Annotated in this window: 17 protein-coding genes; 8 read left to right on the forward strand and 9 right to left on the reverse strand. The window is 28.9% G+C overall.

All coding sequences use genetic code 11. The features are described 5' to 3' along the window. Window positions 1–53: 53 nt before the first annotated feature. The 5 genes from ACY2RW_RS08135 to ACY2RW_RS08155 are packed head-to-tail and all read right to left on the reverse strand — an operon-like array spanning window position 54 to window position 5,142. Complete coding sequence (locus ACY2RW_RS08135) at window positions 54–1,082, reverse strand: LacI family DNA-binding transcriptional regulator (protein WP_490122219.1); 1,029 nt, start codon at window positions 1,080–1,082, stop codon at window positions 54–56. Between the two features lie 58 nt (window positions 1,083–1,140). Then, on the reverse strand, window positions 1,141–2,499 hold the full coding sequence (locus tag ACY2RW_RS08140; protein WP_490122220.1) for an MptA/MptB family glycosyltransferase: 1,359 nt from the start codon (window positions 2,497–2,499) through the stop codon (window positions 1,141–1,143). Further along, entirely contained in the window at window positions 2,499–3,989 is a 1,491-nt protein-coding gene (locus ACY2RW_RS08145) for a cellulose synthase family protein (protein WP_490122221.1), read from the reverse strand. Before ACY2RW_RS08145 ends, ACY2RW_RS08140 begins: the two co-directional genes overlap by 1 nt. Continuing rightward, window positions 3,989–4,681, reverse strand: coding sequence for a glycosyltransferase family 2 protein (locus ACY2RW_RS08150; protein ID WP_490122222.1), 693 nt, complete (start codon window positions 4,679–4,681; stop codon window positions 3,989–3,991). Before ACY2RW_RS08150 ends, ACY2RW_RS08145 begins: the two co-directional genes overlap by 1 nt. After that, the gene (locus tag ACY2RW_RS08155) at window positions 4,681–5,142 is read right to left on the reverse strand and encodes a toxin-antitoxin system YwqK family antitoxin (protein WP_490122223.1); all 462 of its coding nucleotides are present in this window, start codon (window positions 5,140–5,142) and stop codon (window positions 4,681–4,683) included. The genes ACY2RW_RS08150 and ACY2RW_RS08155 overlap by 1 nt, the downstream gene beginning before the upstream one ends. A gap of 267 nt (window positions 5,143–5,409) precedes the next feature. On the opposite strand from ACY2RW_RS08155, the gene ACY2RW_RS08160 reads away from it, so the two are divergent. Both ACY2RW_RS08160 and ACY2RW_RS08165 read left to right on the forward strand, forming a co-directional pair. Further along, window positions 5,410–6,279, forward strand: coding sequence for a hypothetical protein (locus ACY2RW_RS08160; protein WP_490122224.1), 870 nt, complete (start codon window positions 5,410–5,412; stop codon window positions 6,277–6,279). Between the two features lie 28 nt (window positions 6,280–6,307). After that, the gene (locus ACY2RW_RS08165; protein WP_490122225.1) at window positions 6,308–7,309 is read left to right on the forward strand and encodes a fasciclin domain-containing protein; all 1,002 of its coding nucleotides are present in this window, start codon (window positions 6,308–6,310) and stop codon (window positions 7,307–7,309) included. A 171-nt stretch (window positions 7,310–7,480) separates the two neighbouring features. Here ACY2RW_RS08165 and ACY2RW_RS08170 read toward each other — a convergent pair whose 3' ends face one another. Both ACY2RW_RS08170 and ACY2RW_RS08175 read right to left on the reverse strand, forming a co-directional pair. Then, entirely contained in the window at window positions 7,481–9,103 is a 1,623-nt protein-coding gene (locus ACY2RW_RS08170) for a 4Fe-4S binding protein (RefSeq protein WP_490122226.1), read from the reverse strand. A gap of 6 nt (window positions 9,104–9,109) precedes the next feature. Further along, a complete protein-coding gene (locus ACY2RW_RS08175; protein ID WP_490122227.1) occupies window positions 9,110–10,459 on the reverse strand; it encodes an NAD(P)/FAD-dependent oxidoreductase in 1,350 nt (449 codons plus the stop codon). A gap of 166 nt (window positions 10,460–10,625) precedes the next feature. Here ACY2RW_RS08175 and ACY2RW_RS08180 point away from each other — a divergent pair, with 166 nt between their 5' ends. From ACY2RW_RS08180 to ACY2RW_RS08205, 6 genes are all read left to right on the forward strand, one after another. Then, window positions 10,626–11,498 carry a hypothetical protein gene (locus ACY2RW_RS08180; protein WP_490122228.1) on the forward strand — a complete coding sequence of 291 codons (873 nt, stop codon included), beginning with the start codon at window positions 10,626–10,628 and terminating at the stop codon, window positions 11,496–11,498. A 27-nt stretch (window positions 11,499–11,525) separates the two neighbouring features. Continuing rightward, complete coding sequence (locus ACY2RW_RS08185) at window positions 11,526–12,530, forward strand: glycoside hydrolase family 113 (RefSeq protein ID WP_490122229.1); 1,005 nt, start codon at window positions 11,526–11,528, stop codon at window positions 12,528–12,530. Between the two features lie 81 nt (window positions 12,531–12,611). Continuing rightward, complete coding sequence (locus ACY2RW_RS08190; RefSeq protein ID WP_490122230.1) at window positions 12,612–13,445, forward strand: universal stress protein; 834 nt, start codon at window positions 12,612–12,614, stop codon at window positions 13,443–13,445. An 8-nt stretch (window positions 13,446–13,453) separates the two neighbouring features. After that, the gene (locus ACY2RW_RS08195; protein WP_490122231.1) at window positions 13,454–14,854 is read left to right on the forward strand and encodes a hypothetical protein; all 1,401 of its coding nucleotides are present in this window, start codon (window positions 13,454–13,456) and stop codon (window positions 14,852–14,854) included. Beyond that, on the forward strand, window positions 14,854–16,128 hold the full coding sequence (locus ACY2RW_RS08200; RefSeq protein ID WP_490122232.1) for a BamA/TamA family outer membrane protein: 1,275 nt from the start codon (window positions 14,854–14,856) through the stop codon (window positions 16,126–16,128). The genes ACY2RW_RS08195 and ACY2RW_RS08200 overlap by 1 nt, the downstream gene beginning before the upstream one ends. A 219-nt stretch (window positions 16,129–16,347) precedes the next feature. Next, complete coding sequence (locus ACY2RW_RS08205; RefSeq protein WP_490122233.1) at window positions 16,348–17,079, forward strand: metallophosphoesterase family protein; 732 nt, start codon at window positions 16,348–16,350, stop codon at window positions 17,077–17,079. A 156-nt stretch (window positions 17,080–17,235) separates the two neighbouring features. Here the strand turns inward: ACY2RW_RS08205 and ACY2RW_RS08210 are convergent, their stop codons facing one another. Together ACY2RW_RS08210 and ACY2RW_RS08215 are read right to left on the reverse strand one after the other, a co-directional pair. Further along, a complete protein-coding gene (locus tag ACY2RW_RS08210; RefSeq protein WP_490122234.1) occupies window positions 17,236–19,323 on the reverse strand; it encodes a S46 family peptidase in 2,088 nt (695 codons plus the stop codon). 181 nt (window positions 19,324–19,504) lie between these two features. Next, on the reverse strand, window positions 19,505–20,392 hold the full coding sequence (locus ACY2RW_RS08215; protein ID WP_490122235.1) for a sterol desaturase family protein: 888 nt from the start codon (window positions 20,390–20,392) through the stop codon (window positions 19,505–19,507). Window positions 20,393–20,408 lie beyond the last annotated feature (16 nt).

Genomic DNA, 20,408 nt, shown 5'->3' on the forward strand with positions numbered 1-20,408 from the left:
TATAATTTTTGATGCTTTGTAAATTGAATAATTTAATTGAAGTAAATAAAAAATTATAAGATTTTTTTGGTAGAATTTCTCTCAACCAAATCTGTTTTTACAACAATGGTTTGTGGTTTTTTCTTAATATCAGATTTGTCTTCCAACCTATCAATTAAAAGTGTTGCAGCAGTTTCTCCCATAATTTCTCCATGTTGGCTAACTGTACTCATTCTTGGACTTGAGTGTCTTGCTAAAATTCCGTTAGAAAAAGAGATGACAGAAAAATTTTCGGGTATTTTATGCCCCAATTTTATAGCTACTTTCATGGCTGCAATTGCAGAAGATTCATCAGTAGCTAAAACACTATCAATTGTGTTATTTTTTAAAATGGGTTCTAATATTTTTTCGTAATTCTTGTAATTATCATCAATATTAATAATTAAGTTTTTTTCTACTTTAATATTGTGGTCATCTAACCCTTTTAAGTAGCCTAATTGTCTTCTTCTACCAATTTCTAAGTTACCAATTGTAGAAATAAAAGCAATGTTTTTATGCCCTAATTTTACCAAATGTGCAACTGTACTTCTAGCACTATCAAAATTATCGGTTACTACTTTGTCGCAATTTAAACTGTCTGCAACTCTATCAAACATTACAATAGGAGTACCATTGTCTAACACTTCTTGTATGTGTTTGTTGTCATTTTTTTCTACAGTTTCTTCTGCTAAAGACAATATAAACCCATCTATACTACCATTAGAAAGCATTTCTATAGTTTCTACTTCTTTGTTAAAAGACTCGTTAGAAATACATGAAATAATTTTATAACCTCGCTCATTAGTAACTTTTTCGATACCATTAAAAACTTGAGCAAAAAAATAGTTTAACATATTAGGAATGATAATTCCGATAGTTTTCGTTTGCCTATTTTTTAGACTTAATGCATTAAAATTGGGTTTGTAATTATGCTCTTTTGCATATTTCTGAATTTTTTCTTTTGTACTTACGCTAATTTCATAGCTATCATTTAAGGCTTTAGATACTGTAGAGATAGAAACGCTAAATTCTTTGGCAATGTCTTTTATGGTAAGTCTTTTCATATAAAAAAATATTGACCCCTAAAATACAAAAATCTGCCTAATTAAAATAGATTATTAATTATTTTACAATTTGATAATCTATATGAGATTTTCTAAGTTCGTAAATTAAATATCCATACAAGACAACATATTCTAAAGCTACAAACCAAAGATTCTCTTTCCAAGGTAGGTTTGAATAAGCTTGATAACTAAGTATAATAACAATAGACCAAATTATTGGAAATTTGTATTTTGTAAAAACAGACAAAACTAATGGAGTTGCCAAATACCAAGGATGCACAGTTGTAGCCGTAAAATAATAAAAACACAAGCCAAATATGAGTGCAGTTATGAGCTGTATTGTAGTTTTGTTTTTTCTAAAAAAAGTAATAACCAATAAAAATAAAATAGTTAAAACTGGAGTAATTTTACCAATAATAGCAATTTCATTCCAACCTCTAAATTGATACCCAATTTCTCTAAAAATATAATAAAAACTGGCATTAAATTCAAAATTCCTGAACCATAACCCTACAGAATTTGTGTAGTTAGCAATTAGGCTTGAAGAATAAAAAGGAAGAAACAATATAATTACAGTGGCTAAAACAATAGTGTAAAAGGCAATTAATTTTTTAAAACCTAAAATCCATTTTTGCTCATTTTTTATAAACCATTGATAAAATAAAGGTAAGAACAAAAGCGGAATTAATTTTACAGAAACAGAACAAGCTAATAGAATAGCAGCCCAAACCCATTTTTGTTGATGTAGTTTATACAAACTCCAAATTAAAAAAAATAGCATTACAGGCTCAAAATGTAAATTGCCTGTCATTTCTATAATGATAAAGGGATTTAAGGCGTACCAAAAAATATTTTTAATTGGCAATTGTAGTTTTTCTAATAGTTTTTTTCCAAAATAAAGAATACCAATGTCTGCTAAAATAATAATCAGCCTTAAAACAATAACAGATCCAAAAATACTTTTATTCGCAAAAACAGCTGCAATTAAAAAACATAACTGATTTATAGGAGGATAATTTGTGTAATGGCTTCCATTCATTTCACCCATTCCATCGTATAAAATAGTTGCATCTGCAATAGGGTTTAAATTTTGTTGAACAAATGTTTCTGGTAAGGATAAATAAGGATTAAAACCTTCAAGAATCATTCTTCCATCCCAAATAAATCTGTAAAAATCTTGAGATAAATTAGGGGTTGCAAATAAAAAAACCAACCGAAAAAGAATAGCAAAACCAATTAAAGTTTGGATTTGAATGGTTTTACTTTTAATTAAAAAAAAGTAACAACCAAATAACGAAAACCATAAAAAAAGGAGTTTGTTAAACTCGGTTCTTTCTAAAAAATACGCAAAAATAAAGTAAAGAATTATGCTAATTACAATTAGAAAAACGTCTTTATATTTTGATAAAAAAGACATTATGCTTTTGAAAAAATCGATTTAAAAAAAACATAACTAAAACCAATAAAAAGCATCAAATGGAAAGGAAATAATCCAAAATCTCCTCCTTGATTTCCGACAATAAATGCACTGTACATACCAAAAACAAAGTAGATGGCTAATAAGCCTTCTAAAATAACATGTACAGAAGGTTTTTTCTTGATATATTTATTGTTTTTCCAACCATCTTTTAACTTTGTAATGTTAAATTTTGGTGTTCTTACAAATTCACTTTTTTTACCAAAATGCCCTTCTAAAACTGCAATTGTATTGTGTAGTGAAAACCCCATTGCAATAGAGAAAAACGTAAAAAAGGAGCCAATATATTTGATAAATTTAATAAAACCACCACCATAAATATTTTTAAACATATACCAATAGCATATAAAAAAGATGACAGAACTAATTACAAAAAAGCTCATTACATAAAAATAGACTTTTAAATGCTCATATTCATTTTTAATATACAGCATAGGTATGCTTAAAACTGCTACTAAAAAGATACAAGTAAACATAGAGCTGTTTAAAAGATGCAACAAACTATGAATTTTTGTTTTAAGAGAAACGTTTTTACTTTTAATTACACGTTTCATCATTTTTTGAAAATTTTCTGCACCACCTTTGTTCCACCTAAATTGTTGCGATCTTGCAGCACTTATTACTACAGGCAATTCTGCAGGAGTTTCTACATCAACCAAATATTTAAATTTCCAGTTTTTTAGTTGCGCTCTGTAACTTAAATCTAAATCTTCTGTAAGTGTGTCTCCTTCCCAATTACCAGCATCATAAATGCATTCTTTTCGCCAAACACCTGCTGTACCATTAAAATTGATAAAATGTCCTTTGCTATTTCTACCCACTTGTTCTAGTGTAAAATGAGCATCTAAAGCAAACGCCTGAATTTTAGTAAGTGTAGAATAATTTCTATTGATATGACCCCATCTAGTTTGTACAACTCCAATTTCTGGATTTTTAAAATAGGGTACAGTTTGCCAAAGCCAGTCTTTTTGGGGTAAAAAATCGGCATCAAAAATGGCAATAAATTCACCTTTTGCAATTTCTAAACCTTCTTTTAAAGCACCAGCTTTAAACCCTTGTCTGTTGGTTCTTTTAATGTGTAAAATGTCTATCCCTTTTTCTTTAATTTCTTTTATGAGTGATGCAGTTATTTCTACAGATTCATCTGTAGAATCATCTAAAACCTGAATTTCTAATTTTTCTTTGGGATATGTTATTTTTTCAATATTTTTTAATAATCTTTTCATTACATACAACTCATTATACACTGGTAGTTGTATAGTAACAAAAGGGATTTCTTCTGAGTTTGAAAAATCGAACTTTACAGAATTGTCTATCTTTTTTTTAGCTTTTAAGTAGTTAAAAAGCAAATTTAATTGTGCTAAGGCATACATAAAAATAAGCAATAGCGATATTGAGTAAATAACAATGATGATGTATGCTATAATCATTATTTAAAACTGTATTTAAAAATCCAACCTAAAATTTTAATTCCTGCAAATATAGTTCCTTTTACGGTTCCAGAAACTTTAGAAACTCCAATTCTATTTCTGTATTTCATAGGTATTTCTGTGTAAGAAAGATTTTGTTTTAAAGCTTTTAACTGCATTTCTACAGTCCATCCATAAGTTTTGTCTTCCATTTCTAAAGCTAATAATTTATCATATTTAATCGCTCTAAAAGGGCCTAGGTCTGTAAATTTTGCACCAAAAAACAGTTTCATTAAAAAAGTTGCCAACCAATTTCCAAAAATTTGCTGTGGAGTCATAGCTCCAGGTTCTCGCAAATGTTTTACTCTAGAACCTATTACAAAATCTATATTTTTTTCTACAATAGGTGCTATTAGTTCTGTTAATTGTTCTGGATAATCAGAATAATCTCCATCTAAAAAGACAATTATATCTGGTTTTGTTTCTTGTTTGCTAATGTAATCCATTCCTTTTAAACAAGCATAACCATAACCTTTTCTGTTTTCTAATAAAACTGTGGCACCTGCATTTTTTGCATTGATTTCTGTATTGTCTGTAGAATTATTGCTAATTACTATGATTTCTTGAACAATTTTAGGGATGTCTCTTATAACATTTCCAATAGAATCTTGCTCATTATAGGCAGGGATAATTACTTTAATTTTTAAATTCATTAAAATTTTGCATTTGGATTGTCTTTCTTAAAACTAAAATAAGAAGTCCATTCTCCAATTTTTTTATTAGACTTGTAGCGTTCAGTTTTCTTTAATCGGTTATTGTAGTATATTAAAGAATAACCATCTTTTTTACCATTTTTATATTGTGTTTTTGTTTTTTTATTTTTAGAATAAAAAATCCACCAACTGTCAGCTTTGTTATTTTTATAACTTCCTTCTTTAAGTAATTTATTATTTTTTGTGTAAAAGTACCAATAACCTGTTTTTATATCCTTATTAAAGTGTCCTTTTTTTTCTACTGATCCTTTAGAGTAATAAAATGTCCAAAAATCTACCTTTTGTTTGTCTTGCATCCATCCTTCAGATTTTAAATGCCCATTATCATCATAATTTCTAATAAATTCTTTTTGATTTATTGATGAAAATAAAAATAAAGCGATTACATATTTTAAAAACATACTTCTTAAATTTTTAATGTTTTTTAAAGTATATATTTATATAGATTGCTACAAAAATAACTTTCTACATTTAATAATACTTTTTAAGTCTTGCTTGTCTTGTTTTTTTATTGTCGTTTTAAATAAGACAAACTTTCAAACCTTACTTATTTATATACGTGTTTTTTAAATTTTTGGTTTTTTTTAAAAAAAATAAAACCGCAAATAGTTTTATCTCGTATATAGAGTGTCACTAACAATTAAAAACTAGAAATTATGACGAATAAAATGAAAATGCTTATAGGTTTGTGCCTATTTTTATCGAGTATATGTATTGCTCAAAGTCCAGTAAATGGTTTTATGAAGAAATCTGGAGAAGGTTCTGTAGTCTTATCCTATTCTAAAGAAACTTATAGTAAAGTTTTTTTAGTACCTAATGAAGTAGATGGTGTTCCAGTCTTTAATGATGTATCAAAAAGTAGTGTGTCATTTTTTGGAGAAATTGGTATTTCTGATAATTTTAATGTAGTCTTAAATGTACCTTATGTTAGATCTGAAGGAAATGCCTCTGAAGCTGTATTAACTAATAATGGTTTTGAGAACCAAAGAAAAGGGATACAAGATTTAAAAGTATATGCAAAGTATAGGTTACATACTTTTAATTTTGAAAAAAGCTCATTAGATTTAATTGCATCTGCAGGTATAGAAACACCTTTAGGAAATTATAATGCAAATGAAGGCATACAATCTATAATTGCAATAGGTAATGAGGCAACTAGTTATAACACTTTTGGTATTGCTACTTTCAAATTAAAATCAGGACTTTTTACAACTGGACAATTGGGGTATAGTTTTAGAAATAATAGTGTTCCTAATGCACTCTTAAGTGAGTTAAAAATTGGTTATGCTTCTTCTAAATTTTATATAGATGCTTTTGTCGCAAATCAATTATCAGATGATAGTGGTGTAGATATTTTAGGACAAGGTTTTACAGGTTTTTTTCCTGCAACTCGTGTAAACTATACAAGAATTGGTGTAAATGCTTTTTATCCTCTTACAGAAGAATTTGGTATTACAGCAGGAACAAATGCTTATGTTTCTGGTAGAAACATAGGTAAAGCTACAGGATTTTACGGAGGTTTAGCTTACTCATTTTAATAAAAAAAACTTAATAAAACTTAATATTATGAAAAATTTACATACTTTAAAATACATGCTAATTTGTATGGTTACAATTAGCTTTCTATATTCATGTCAAGGAACTTCAAGTTATGAAGATGAACTACCATCTATTGCAGGTGTTGCAGTAGCAAATGCAAACTTTAGTACATTAGAAACTGCTGCAGTTGCAGGAGGTGTTGTTGGTGTTTTAAGTAACTCTAACCCTAATGATCCTAGTGGAGATTATACTGTTTTTGCACCTACAAATGATGCTTTTGCAAGGTTAGGATTAAATAGTGAAACTCTTGGTGTACTTCAAAAATCTTTTTTAACAAATACCTTATTGTATCATGTTTCTAATGGAAATTTAAAAGGAAGTTCTATTAGTGCTGGAGCTACTTCAACTTCTGCGCTATCTATAGACAGACGCTTTGTTTCTCGTGGAAATGATACTTATATAAATGGGTCAAAAATTATTGCTACAGATGTTATGGCAAGCAATGGTACTGTTCATGTAATAGATAAAGCAATGATTGCTAGTGGTGCAGATATAGTACAAACAGCAATCGCCTTACAATCTGCAAATGTATTTACAAATCCAGAATTAACTTATTTAGTAGAAGCTGTGGTTTATGCAGAATTAGTAGATGCACTTACTGCTTCTAATGGAAGTCCTTCTTTTACAGTATTTGCACCTACAGACCAAGCTTTTGTTGATTTAGGAAAAGCGTTGGGTTTAACTTTTGAAAAGCCAGCTGATATCCGTCAATTACCTAAAGAAACCGTTCAAAAAGTACTTTTAAACCATGTAGTTGCAAATGGTGGTAAATTTACATCAGAATTAAATGCAGGTACAATAACTCCTTTAGGGGGAGATGATTTAACTTTAGGGGCTTTTACTAATGGAACACTTACAGTTACTGGAGTAGGAAACTCAGGAAATGCAGCAAATATGGGTATACCAGATGTACAAACTACAAATGGAGTGGTACATGTTATAGATAGAGTATTGCTACCTAACTTATAAGATATTTTGATTATTTGATTAATTTAGTTATTTAAGCCACAGATAAAATCTGTGGCTTATTTCTTTTAAGAGCTTTTTTAATAAGAGAATTAGTCTAATGTAAAAGGTTTATTTTCTTTATTAATAAGAATTTTAAACTTGATATAAATAGTTATCTAATATCCAAAGTAATTATTTGTCATTTACCAATTCCATTAAATCTACGTCATTTCCTAGTAGAATTTCTGTAGGATTAATTCTGCCTTCTTCTGGACCGTTTTCTAATTTTAAAACACCTCTTGGACAAACTGCAGAACAAATACCACAACCTACACAACTTGCTCTAACAATATTTTCTCCTTTTTGGGCATAAGCTCTTACATCTATTCCTTGTTCACAATAAGTAGAACAATTACCACAAGAAATACATTGTCCACCATTTGTAGTAATTCGAAATCTTGATTTAAAACGCTGTACTAAACCTAAATACGCTGCTAATGGACAACCAAATCTACACCAAACTCTATTACCAAAAATAGGGTAGAAGCCAGTACCAATAACACCAGCAAACCAAGCACCAATTAAAAAGCTATAGGTGTCTTTAATCCATTGAGATTTAATGCCAATAAAAGATTCTGCACCAGAAAAATAACAATATAATGTTACTACTGTCATTAGTAAAGAAAATAGTAAAACAGAATGAATTAACCAGCGTTCTAATTTCCAGGCATTTAAACTTTTGTTAGAGTGTTGTCTGTAAGGATCACCTAACGTTTCTGCTAAACCACCACAACCACATACCCAAGAACAATACCATCTTTTACCAAAGAAATAGACCATTACAGGTACAATAATTAGGGTTAAAATAACCCCCCAGACTAAAATAAAAATTCCAATTCCACCACTTTGTCTTAACGCATCTAAATTCCACTCAAAGAAAAAATCATAATCTAATGGAAACGCATTTTTAAAATCATAACCAGGCATATTTAGACTAGTCATAATTTCTGGTATTAAAAAAGCAAATACAATTTGAAAAAATAAAACAGAAATTGTTCTTACAATTTGATATTTATTGTGTCTATATTTAATAAACATTCTTGTACCCATTACCAACATAATTGTACAATATAAAAAACCATATACAAACCATTGTGAAGCATTTCCACCGTTTAAAAAGTTGCTTATTGGGTCTAAAATATAGGTCCAGTTTACTACATAATCTGGCATAAAATAAAGGACTAAATAAAAAGAGACAAGGTAAATTAAAACCAACCATGCAATCCAGCCTCTGTTTGTTGCAGCTTCTAAATAAATACCATTATTTTTAATTCCTGGTTTGCCTAAAAGAATAAGATTAGGTAGTATAAATAGTAGTGCTCCAATAATTCCTAATCCAAAAGTTAGAAACCAAGCTAAACCAGGATTTTCTTTTGTAAAACCTTTACCTGCTTTTTTAGCTAATTCATAACTTAATGTATGTGGTTTACCATAAATTTTATATTGATATTGTTCTCCTTTTTTATCCCAATTTTTTTCTGCATCATACTTTGCGATTAAATTGTCATAAAAATTATTTGACTTTTCAAAAGCTTCACGAACGCGACTAGAAAATTCGAAAATATTTAAAGATTCGTCTGTAACTATTGCATTTTGTAGCTGCGTTTTTATAATTTCACTTTTATAGCCTTTTTCTTGAATATGCTTATTTAATTCTGATTGAGTAAGATTGAAAGAACCTGTAAAAATGGTTCCTGTAAAAATGGCTAATCCAATTAAAAATATAACTAAACCTGAGTATTTTATTGTTTTCATGTTTTTTTAGGCTTTTGAAAAAATTCGTTTCCAACTTTTTTTCTTTAGTTGAATGTTTGTGCTGTTTTCTTGATTAAATTTTTTAACAATTTCTGCTTCGTGTAATTTGTAAAATTCAGGATCAAAATTGGCATCAGCTAAATACTCTAAGATATGTTCTACTGATTTTTTTTGAGTAAGCCACTTGTCAAAAATTTCATGACGCATTCTTATTCCAAAAGTATTTATTCCTAAAAATTGGTGTGTATTTTTATCAAAAGAAATAGTAATGCATTTGTATTCATCTGGATGTTTCCACTGGAAATAGGCTTCATTTTCTTTTTTGCTTTTTTCACTAAAAACCCATCCATAGGTTTGGTATTCTATGTCTAAAAACTTGGCAGAATTAAACCAATGTCCTGGTTTGTATTCGGTTTTATTACCACAAATTGTTTGTGCAACAGTTTCGCCCATCATTCTTCCTGTATACCAAACAGCTTCTATGTTTCTACGTTGTCCAATAGCTTCATGTTGTTCTGCACAATCTCCAATTGCATAAACGTCTTTTATATTTGTTTCTAAGAAACGATTTACCAAAACGCCTCTTTTGGTTTCTATATTTGTTTCTTTTAAAAAATCGATATTTGGTGTAACACCAGCAGTTAAACCAACAACATTACATAAAATTTCTTCTCCTGTTTCTTCTATAACAATCGATTTTACTTTTCCTAATTCATCAGATTTAATTTCTTTTAGGTTGGTATTTAGACGTAAATCTATATGATGGTCCTTAATATGTTTGTTAATCATTTCAGATTCTTGAGCAGGCAAAACTCCATTCCAAAAACTAGATTCTCGTACTAAAAAAGTTACAGGAATATCTCTACTTCTTAACATTTCTGCAAGTTCAATACCAATTAAGCCACCACCAACAATTACAGCTCTTTTACAGGTTTCTTTGTTGGGAGCATATTTTTCTAGTTTTTCTAAATCTTGTTTATGGTACATGCCCATAACCCCATCTAAATCTTGTCCTGGCCAACCAAACTTATTAGGTTTAGAACCTGTTGCAATGATTAATTTATGATAAGAAAGGTTTTCTCCATTGGTAAATTCTAATATTTTTTTATCAGTATTAATATTACCAACAAAAGCTTCTTTTAAGTCGATATCGTTTTTCTCCCAAAACCAGTTTTCATAAGGTTGCGTATGTTTAAACTTCATGTGTCCCATATAAACATACATTAAAGCAGTTCTAGAGAAAAAGTATTTGGTTTCTGCAGAAATAATAGTAATTTTAGAATCAGTATTTTTTCTAATATGTCTAGCAGCAGTAATTCCCGAAATTCCATTACCAATAATTACAATGTGTTTCATAGTTATTTGATTGTTGCATTTTATGTCGCAGCTAAAGTTAAGAACTTAAAAACAAACTTTAATTTAGAATGATTTTAAATAATAAAAATTTAAAAAGTTTGTAAGTAGTCTTAAAAAGTTTAGACTTAAATCGAAATTAAAATATAATCCAATTAAAACTTATAAAATGAAAAATAGTATTTTAAAAACTGTATTTGTTCTTTTGCTAATTGTTAGTGTACAATCTTACGCACAAGAAAATGATGACTCAGATAAGAGTAATATACAAACGTATACACCTTCTAAATTATTAGATAAAGGACAATGGGATATAAAGTTTTTTAATAATTTATACACAGAAACTAAAGGAACTTTTAACGGAGTAAAAGCAGATAAAGCCAGAGAAACATATTTTACATCTACGTTAGATATTTTTACAGGTGTTTCAGATAATAACCGATTAAATATTGGTTTATTATTAGAATATAGATCTAATGTAATTAATGGTAAAAGCGCAACTTCGGTTTTTAATTTGGGTAATGATGTAAACTCAAGAAAAGGGTTATCATCATTTGCACCAGCTTTAAAGTGGCAACCTATAGAAAATGTTGGTAATTTTTCTATACAAAGTGCATTTCATATACCAATAGAAAAGAATGAAAAAGATGCAAATGGAGTTTTTTTAGATCAAACAGCATATACATTTCAAAATCGTTTTTTTTATGATTATACTCTACCAAGTGGCAATTGGCAGTTATTTACAGAGCTAAATACAGAATATAATTTTGGAGATAAAACTAGTTTTGCAAATAATACATTTGTTTTAGCACCTGGTGTTTTTATGAGTTATTTTCCAAGTGATAAATCTACAATTTTAGGTTTTGTACAACATTTTCAACGTTTTGGAGATTTTACACAAGATTTTACGTCTTTAGGTTTTGGAGGAAAATATCAATTAACAGATGTTTTAAACTTAGAAGTTTTGTACAGTAAGTTTGTAAGAGGAGAAAACACAGGGTTAGGACAAAGTTTTAACATTGGTTTAAGAGCCTTGTTTTAAGAAAAAGCATTATTTTTAAGGAGATTTATGAAAACAAATAAACTCCTTATACTATTGCTAATAGCATGTCAACTATCATGCAATAGTCAACATAAAAAAATTAATGGAATCAGTTTTGTAGCATCAGGAGATACTATAAATAGAGTACATACAGAACCAGTATTAAAGGCACAAAGCAATTATGTTGCATTGATGCCTTTTGGTTTTATTAGAAAGCTTGTTTCTCCTAAAGTAATTTACAATACCAAAAGACAATGGTTTGGAGAAACCAAAGCAGGGTTGTTACAATATGCACAAGAATTTAAAAAGCATAACATTAAAGTTATGATTAAGCCACAAATTTGGGTGTGGAATGGACAGTACACAGGTTTAATTGATATGGATTCTGAAGAAAACTGGAAACTATTAGAAGAATCTTACACCTCTTTTATACTTACTTATGCTAAAGCTGCTCAAGAAATGAATGCAGATATTTTATGTATTGGTACAGAATTAGAAAAATTTGTAGCTAAAAGACCAAAATATTGGCAAAATTTAATCCTTGAAATTAAAAAAATATATAAAGGAAAACTCACTTATGCAGCAAATTGGGATGAATATAAACGCATAACTTTTTGGGATAAATTAGATTACATTGGTATAGACGCTTATTTTCCTTTAAGTGATAAAAAATCGCCAACAATTTCAGAGTTAGAAGAAGGTTGGCAACCTCACAAAAAAGAAATTTTAAGAATTCAAAAAAAATATAATAAGCAAATACTATTTACAGAATTTGGGTATAGAAGTGTAGATTTTACAGGCAAAAAACCTTGGGAATCTAATAGGATAGAAGGTAGTGTAAATTTAGAAGCTCAAGTTAATGGTTTGCAAGCTATTCACAATCAATTTTGGAAAGAAGATTGGTTTGCAGGAGGTTTTATATGGAAATGGTTTCATAAACACGATAAAGTTGGTGGTAAAAATAACAATAGATTTACACCACAAAATAAACCAGCAGAAGAAACTCTAAGAAAATTATATCAGCAAAAATAGAATGCTTAAATATGATAAATATCTTAAAATAAGTAAAATAGTGTTGTTAAATTTGTAATAACAAAACAAAACTCTATAATCATGAAGAAAATTATTGTACCAGTAGATTTTTCAAAACACTCTGAATATGCCTTAAAAACTGCTGCTTTGTTAGCAAAAAAATACAATGGAGAAGTGTATGCATTACACATGTTAGATATTCAAGAAGTAATCCTTTCAGAAAGTGAAATTTACCAACAAGAAAAAGCCGTGTTTTTTTTAAAGCTAGCAGAAAAAAAGTTTACAACTTTTTTACAAAAAGAGTATTTAAATGAAGTAAAAGTAATACCAATTATAAAGCATTACAAAGTGTTTAGTGAGGTAAATGCTATTGCAGAAGAGATACATGCAGATTTAATTATAATGGGATCTCAAGGTGCAAGTGGTCTCAAAGAATTTTTTGTAGGCTCTAATACAGAAAAAGTGGTTAGATATGCAACTTTACCAGTATTGGTTATAAAAAATGAAATACAAAATACAGATTTTTCAGATATTGTAGTTGCATCAGATTTTTCTGAAGAAAGCATTCCTGCGTTTCAAAGAATGTTAAAAACAGTAGATGTTTTAAATGCTAGAAAACATATTTTGTACGTAAATTTACCAAATGAAGATTTTAAAACATCTTCAGAAATGGAAGCAATGGCGAATGATTTTTTAATGAAAGTAGAAGGCAATGTAGACAGACTAATTAATGTAAATTATGTTTGTGACAGATCTATAGAAAAAGGAATTTTAAATTTTTCTAATGCAGTTGGTGCAGATTTAATTTCTGTAATAACACATGGTAGAAAAGGATTGTCTCATATTTTTTCTGGTAGTATTGCAGAAGATATTACAAATCATTCTACCTTACCAATTATGACTTTTAAAATGTAAAACTTTTAATGAAGCACACAAATTTATTACTAGTACTGTTTTTTTTATTTTTTATCTTTTCTTGTGCAGAAGATAAAGATCTTACAGTTCCTAGAAATTTACAAGAATATATAGACGCTACATCAAACAAAGATTTAGGAGAAGTAATTGCTTGTGCAGCAAGTGCTAATGCAAATACAAGTTTATCATATATTTTTTATTATCCAGTAGAAGGTGCTACAGATATTAGGTATTATGAAGCTGAAAACGTGCAAATAGATAAAAACGATTTCTCTAAATACAGAAGAAAAAGTTTACCCATGCAAGATGTTTTTGGCGGAAAATTACAGCGTTTTTCTAGAACAAGTTCAGAAGAAAATTGGTGTTTGGTAACTTATGTTGTTAACGGAAAGTTACATAAATCAAATCCAATTAGATTAAAAAACACATCAAAATCAACTATTTGGACAGATAAAGTTACCATTGATTATACTACAAGTCTAGAACCAAAATTTACATGGACAGACGATGCTGTTGGAGATAATGATATCTATTTTCAGGTAATTTCTGAAACAGAAAACGATAAATTTTTATCAGGCACATATACAAAAGACAACTTTTTTCAATATTATGATACTTCTAATGTAGTTTTAAATATAAATGAAGAAGTTGCTCCACCAAGTTTAGTCATAGACAAAGAATACAAGTTTACATTAATGGATGTAAGCAAAGATAACTGGGTGAATTTAGTAATAGAAGAAAATTTTGTTCCTGGTAATTTGCAAGAATATTTAGACAAAAGCACTGTAGACAATTCTAAAAAAATTACATCCTTTGCAGCAAGTGAAAACGGAAATTCTAGTTTGTCTTACATCTACTACCATCCACTTACAAATGCAAGAGATTTTAGGTATTACGAAACAGTAGATACAAGTTTAGATCCAACTATTCTGTCTAATTACAGAAGAAAATATTTAACAGATGCAACTGCTTTTGGCTCAAAACTAAGAAGGTTTTCTAGAACTGATGATGAAGAAAGTTGGGTAATTGTTACTTACGAGGTTGATGGAAAAATTTACACCTCTAATCCAATCAGGCTAAAAAATAAAACACAAGAAACAAAATACGAAACACAAGTAAACAAAACTAAAGTAAACACTACACAATTACAATTTACTTGGGAAGACTTTGGCACCACTAATGTGCGTTATTTTCAAGTAATGACAGACAAAAGCAACACTTTTTTATCTGGTACATTTACACAAGAAAAAACATTTACTTATTATAATACTTCAAATGTAATTTTAAATATTACTACAGAAACACCTCCAGATTTAATTTTAAATGAAGAATATAAATTCACCTTGTTTGGATTAAGTGATGATAATTGGGTAAATTTAGCCATCGAACATACATTTGATTTTAAATAATGATTTTTAAAAAAATACTCTTTGTGCTTTTCTTGTGCTTTGCATCTAATTTTAATGCACAAATAAAAAGTATAGAAGATGTTAAAATTAAAGGAACAAAAAAAATAAATAGTACATTTTTAAAAAGCCTTTTAACAACAAAAAAAGGAAATATTTTAGACTCTATAACATTAGAAAAAGATATTATTTTTTTAAAAAGATTGCCAGCAGTAAGCCACGCTTATTATCAAGTTTTTTATTCGCATGACAATGCTTACAATGTATTTATACATATAGAAGAAAATTTTACTATTATTCCTGAAATTAATTTTTGGACAACCACCAACCAACAATTTTCATACAAAATAGGTTTGTTTGATTACAATTTTTTAGGCAGAAACATTGCCTTTGGCGGATTTTACCAAAACAACGGATTCGATTCTTATGGCATAAACTTTAGAGCTCCAAATTTGTTCTCAAAAAAATGGGGTTTGGCAGTAAACCATCAAAATTGGAAAAGTGAAGAACCACTTTATTTTGGTAGTAACACTGCCAATTACTTGTACAATAATATTTCTTTCGAAGTTTTAGGATTGTACCAAATTAATTTAAAAAATAGTATCGACTTTGGGTTGAATCTCTTTTCAGAAAAATATCAATATTTATCAGGAGACACAGACCCATCTGTACCACAAAAATTAGATTTAGACAAAAGACTATTAAAACTAGTCTATAAATACGATAATTTAGATTACTATTATCAATATGTAAAAGGCTTTAAAAGTATTTTATACGCACAATATGTAAGCAGTACAACCAAACATCAAAACGATTTTTTTATAGCTTGGAACGATTTTTTCTATTACAAAAGAGTAGGAAACAAAGGTAATTGGGCAAATAAATTACGTTTAGGCCTGTCATCTAATGAGAATACCCCTTTTGCACCTTTTGCGTTAGATAACAATGTAAATATTAGAGGAGTTGGTATTTTGGTAGATAGAGGCACAGGAGTTGCAGTTTTAAATACTGAATACAGATACACCATTTACGATAAAGATTGGCTAGCAATACAAACCAATGTTTTTACAGATGCAGGTTCTTGGAGAGATCCAGGAGGAGAATTAGGAGATTTTTTCAAACAAGAAAAACTAAGAATTTATTCGGGTATTGGATTGCGCTTTATCAGTAAAAAAATATACAATGCCACTTTTAGAATAGACTATGGTTTTAAAATTTTCGATAAAAAAGAAACCACTAAAGGAGGTTTTGTATTTGGTATTGGGCAATATTTTTAGGGCGTTTTAACAGGCTATCCATTATATCTTTTTTTGCAAATAAGTTTAGTTTACATACATATACAATTCATTTTATGTTTTCGAATCTTAATGTAAAATATTAAATAAGCAAAAAAAGGATGCCATTCCTATCCTTAACGCAACTTACTTATAAAATTTAGGCAACATAAAAAGTAATTCTATCCTTAAAAACTTTAGTTTTGTAAGCAAAACAAGAAAATGAGAACATTTGCAATTGGCGATATTCATGGAGGCTTAAAAGCGCTGCTTCAAGTTTTAAATCAACTTGAAATTACAGAAAAAGACAAACTCATTTTTATGGGAGATTACGTAGATGGCTGGTCTGAATCTGCACAAGTTATTCAATTTTTAATAGATGTATCAACAAAATTTGATTGTGTTTTTATCAAAGGAAACCACGATGTTTGGTGCCAAAATTGGTTAAAAGACAATAAAGACGTAAATCCATCTTGGTATCTTCATGGAGGAAAAGAAACTATAGAAAGCTATGAAGATTTTTCTTTAGAAGAAAAAAAGCAACATTTAATTTTTTTCGAAAATATGCCAATGTATTATTTAGATAATGAAAACCGATTGTTTTTACATGCAGGTTTTACATCTATGCATGGAGTAGAAAAAGAATCATTTCCTCATAAATTTTGTACAGATAGAACTTTGTGGGAAATGGCTTTGGCAATGGATAAAAAAATAGATTTAAATCATAATGCATACCCAAAAAGGTTAAAACACTACAAAGAAATTTACATAGGTCATACACCAACCACAAACTATGCAGAGTCAGAGCCTATGAATGCCATTAATATTTGGAATGTAGATACAGGTGCAGCTTTTACAGGCAAACTAACAGCAATAAATATAGATACAAAAGCCTATTTTCAAAGTGATGATTTACCAAGTTTATATCCTCATGAAAAAGGTAGGAATAAATAAAAAAAATGAGGCTGTCTAAAAAGTAGTTAAGTATGTCAAACTGAGCCTTTCGTCTTCGCTCAAGACAGGCTTTGTCGAAGTTTTATAATTCATTGATTGTCAATTGTATTTCGACAAGCTTAATATGACAAATAGTTAACTTTTTTAAGAGTGTGTTTATTTTTTTGGATGTACCAATTTCATCTCATTAATTAAGTGAGTTGCACCTGCATATTTATCAACAATAAATAAAACGTAACGTATATCTACCATAATATTTCTACAAATTTCAGGGTCATAATTCATATCACTCATTGTTCCTTCCCAAACTCTGTCAAAATTTAATCCAACAAGATTTCCACTTGCATCTATTGCAGGACTTCCAGAATTACCACCTGTTGTATGATTTGTTCCTAAAAAACAAACAGGAACTTTACCATTTTTATCTGCATATTGGCCATAGTTTTTGTCTTTATGTAGCTGACGTAATTTTTCTGGAACATCAAATTCATAATCTCCAGGAACATATTTTTCTATTACTCCATCTAAATAACTAACAGGGTTATAATACACAGCATCTCTAGGAGAATAGCCTCTTACTTGCCCATAAGTTACACGTAATGTACTATTTGCATCCGGAAAATAACGAGCATTTGGTAATGCTTCCATTAATGCTTTCATATATTTTTTTTGAAGCGCAACAATTGGAGTGTTTTTTTGTTGATATGCTGCATTTATTTTATTAAAAAACTCTTCTATCATTGGTTTTGCATATTTATATGCAGCATCATTATTTAATTTTTTTAGTATTTTTTCGGGTTTACCATTAAATAATTTTAGTGAATTGTCAAGATTTGTAAAAGCTGTTTTATTATAAATACTTGCATCTACATTCGTATTAAAAAAAGGCATTACATTTTTAAAAACTCCTTTATCTACACCAATATCATAATTTTTATGAATTCTTTTTAATGTGTTTATGATGTTATTTTTTGCTTTCTCAAAAGATGCAGGGTTTCTTTTAATTGTTTGTTCAAATTGATAAGCTCTAAATGTCATAGACATCAATTCGTTTGTTACTAAAAAAACTTCAATAAAATTTCTTCGTTTTATATTTACAGGCGCAAAATCTTTGTATAAACGATCGAATTCTGGCAAAATATTTCCATATTTTTCGGTTAATTTTTTTTCTTGTAACGCTCTTGTAAAACTAGCTTCGAACTCACGTCTTTTTTCTACGGCATTACTTTTTTGAATTCCTAAATTCTCTCCAATCCATTTTTTCCAAGCATTAGCAATTCTAGCTTGCTTAGAAGCGTATTTAATACGAACATCATCACTAGCTTTCATCTTAGCATCAATTATCTTTAATGCAGCTTCTCTAATTGCAATATTTGTTGGGTTGTATTCTTTTGTAATATGTTCTATTGCAACAGCAGGTAAATACTCGTTAGTACTTCCTGGAAAACCGAAAACCAATGTAAAATCTCCTTCCTCAACTCCGTCTAAAGATATTGGTAAAAAATGTTTTGGTTTATAAGGCTTATTTGTTTTACTATATTTTGCAGGACGATTATTTTCATCAGCATAAATTCTGAACATAGAGAAATCTCCTGTATGTCTTGGAAAAACCCAATTGTCTGTATCGCTTCCAAATTTACCAATACTTGTTGGTGGTGCACCTACTAAACGAATGTCTTCAAAACGTTCTGTTACGAATAAAAAGTATTGATTTCCTTGATAAAAAGACTTTACTTTTGTGTTTTGCCACTTTTCTTTTGAAGTTGACTTTTGTAGAGCGTTACTGTTTTTTGTGATTAAAGACTGCTTTTCTTTTTCAGTTAAAGCATCTGTAACTCCAACAAATACTTTGTCTGTTACATCTTCAATTCTAACAATAAACTCTATATATAAACCAGGATTTGGTAATTCTTGATTAAAGTTTTTTGCCCAAAATCCGTTTTTTAAATAATCATTTTCTAAAGAAGAATGCGACTGTATTTGCCCAAAACCACAATGATGATTTGTAAGAATTAAACCTTTGTCAGAAATAATTTCGCTAGTACAACCACCATTAAAATGCCCAATTGCATCTTTAAGACTTGAATTGTTAACATCGTAAATGTCTTTTGCAGTTAATTTACTTCCAAGAGAAGTCATTTCTTGTTCGTTCATCCCTTCTAAAAGTGAAGGAATCCACATTCCACCTTGTTGTGCAGATATTTGAACAACAAAGAATAATAAAATTATTTTTAAGTATTTCATTTTGATTAAAATTAAGTCCCATAAAGATACGAAAAGCTTTATTTTTATATAAAACTAAAGTTACTTACTTTTATTAAATTCAATAAAAATTAGATTTATCAATTGTTCATACTCCACTTATTTCTAAATAACAGTTAGTATGTTATTCCAAAAGAAGAATGAGAAGGAATCTTAAAGAATTTTACTTCTTTCTTCCTAAAGGATAAAGCTCTTGTTTAAGAAAATCTTTTGGGAAATCTTCATCGCCTTCAAACCCCAATTCAATATCTCTACCTGAATGTGGAATGTAGTTGGTTTTAAAAAGATAATCCCAAATACTTAATGTCAATCCAAAATTTACTCCATATTTTCTTTCTTCAGGTAAATCTTTAGAATGATGCCAAATATGCATTTTAGGGTTGTTTAAAATGTATTTTAGCCAACCATAATCCCAATTAATATTTGCGTGGTTTAAATGCCCAATTGTGATATTAAAAAAGTGAACAAATGCGACATCTTGTGCAGAAAAACCGCCAATAATAGCCAAAGGAATATATCTTAGAGAGTTGTAAACAACTGGTTCCATCCAATGATAACGCAAATGTGCAGCAAACCCCATTTGTTTTACAGAGTGGTGTACCTTATGAAAATTCCAAAGAAATTCAGATCTATGTAGTAATCTATGTGTCCACCATTGTACAAAATCTACCACAATAAAAAAGATAAAAATTCTTGCAAAAAAAGGTAGTTTGTTAATTTCTAATAATTGAAAATCAGAAACAGATAAATTAATAAATCCTAAAATATCATTAAATAATTGTGCTGCTGAATTTGATAAAGCAATCAAAACAATTAAGTTTAATAAAAAGAAATTGAAAAACATATAAAAGGTGTCTAACCAAAAGTCTTTTCTGAACAAAGATTGATTTTTACGCCAAGGAAAAATAGCTTCTAGCCCCCAAACAACTAAAGAAATTATAATTAATCCGTAGAAATAATTCTCCCAATTCAGTTCCATGAAAACCGATTGTTTAATATAATTCCAATAACTAGAATACGAATTTTTTATGATGTCTAGGTATTTGTTCAAGAGGTATAAATTTTAA

The sequence above is a fragment of the Polaribacter sp. 2305UL8-11 genome, from assembly GCF_058147165.1.

Coding starts and splice junctions, on each gene's coding strand:
- ACY2RW_RS08155 (WP_490122223.1), bottom strand. CDS start 5,142: ATGTTTTTAAAATATGTAATCGCTTTATTTTTATTTTCATCAATAAAT.
- ACY2RW_RS08145 (WP_490122221.1), bottom strand. CDS start 3,989: ATGATTATAGCATACATCATCATTGTTATTTACTCAATATCGCTATTG.
- ACY2RW_RS08150 (WP_490122222.1), bottom strand. CDS start 4,681: ATGAATTTAAAAATTAAAGTAATTATCCCTGCCTATAATGAGCAAGAT.
- ACY2RW_RS08200 (WP_490122232.1), top strand. CDS start 14,854: ATGATTTTTAAAAAAATACTCTTTGTGCTTTTCTTGTGCTTTGCATCT.
- ACY2RW_RS08135 (WP_490122219.1), bottom strand. CDS start 1,082: ATGAAAAGACTTACCATAAAAGACATTGCCAAAGAATTTAGCGTTTCT.
- ACY2RW_RS08165 (WP_490122225.1), top strand. CDS start 6,308: ATGAAAAATTTACATACTTTAAAATACATGCTAATTTGTATGGTTACA.
- ACY2RW_RS08140 (WP_490122220.1), bottom strand. CDS start 2,499: ATGTCTTTTTTATCAAAATATAAAGACGTTTTTCTAATTGTAATTAGC.
- ACY2RW_RS08210 (WP_490122234.1), bottom strand. CDS start 19,323: ATGAAATACTTAAAAATAATTTTATTATTCTTTGTTGTTCAAATATCT.
- ACY2RW_RS08170 (WP_490122226.1), bottom strand. CDS start 9,103: ATGAAAACAATAAAATACTCAGGTTTAGTTATATTTTTAATTGGATTA.
- ACY2RW_RS08180 (WP_490122228.1), top strand. CDS start 10,626: ATGAAAAATAGTATTTTAAAAACTGTATTTGTTCTTTTGCTAATTGTT.
- ACY2RW_RS08190 (WP_490122230.1), top strand. CDS start 12,612: ATGAAGAAAATTATTGTACCAGTAGATTTTTCAAAACACTCTGAATAT.
- ACY2RW_RS08160 (WP_490122224.1), top strand. CDS start 5,410: ATGAAAATGCTTATAGGTTTGTGCCTATTTTTATCGAGTATATGTATT.
- ACY2RW_RS08205 (WP_490122233.1), top strand. CDS start 16,348: ATGAGAACATTTGCAATTGGCGATATTCATGGAGGCTTAAAAGCGCTG.
- ACY2RW_RS08195 (WP_490122231.1), top strand. CDS start 13,454: ATGAAGCACACAAATTTATTACTAGTACTGTTTTTTTTATTTTTTATC.
- ACY2RW_RS08175 (WP_490122227.1), bottom strand. CDS start 10,459: ATGAAACACATTGTAATTATTGGTAATGGAATTTCGGGAATTACTGCT.
- ACY2RW_RS08185 (WP_490122229.1), top strand. CDS start 11,526: ATGAAAACAAATAAACTCCTTATACTATTGCTAATAGCATGTCAACTA.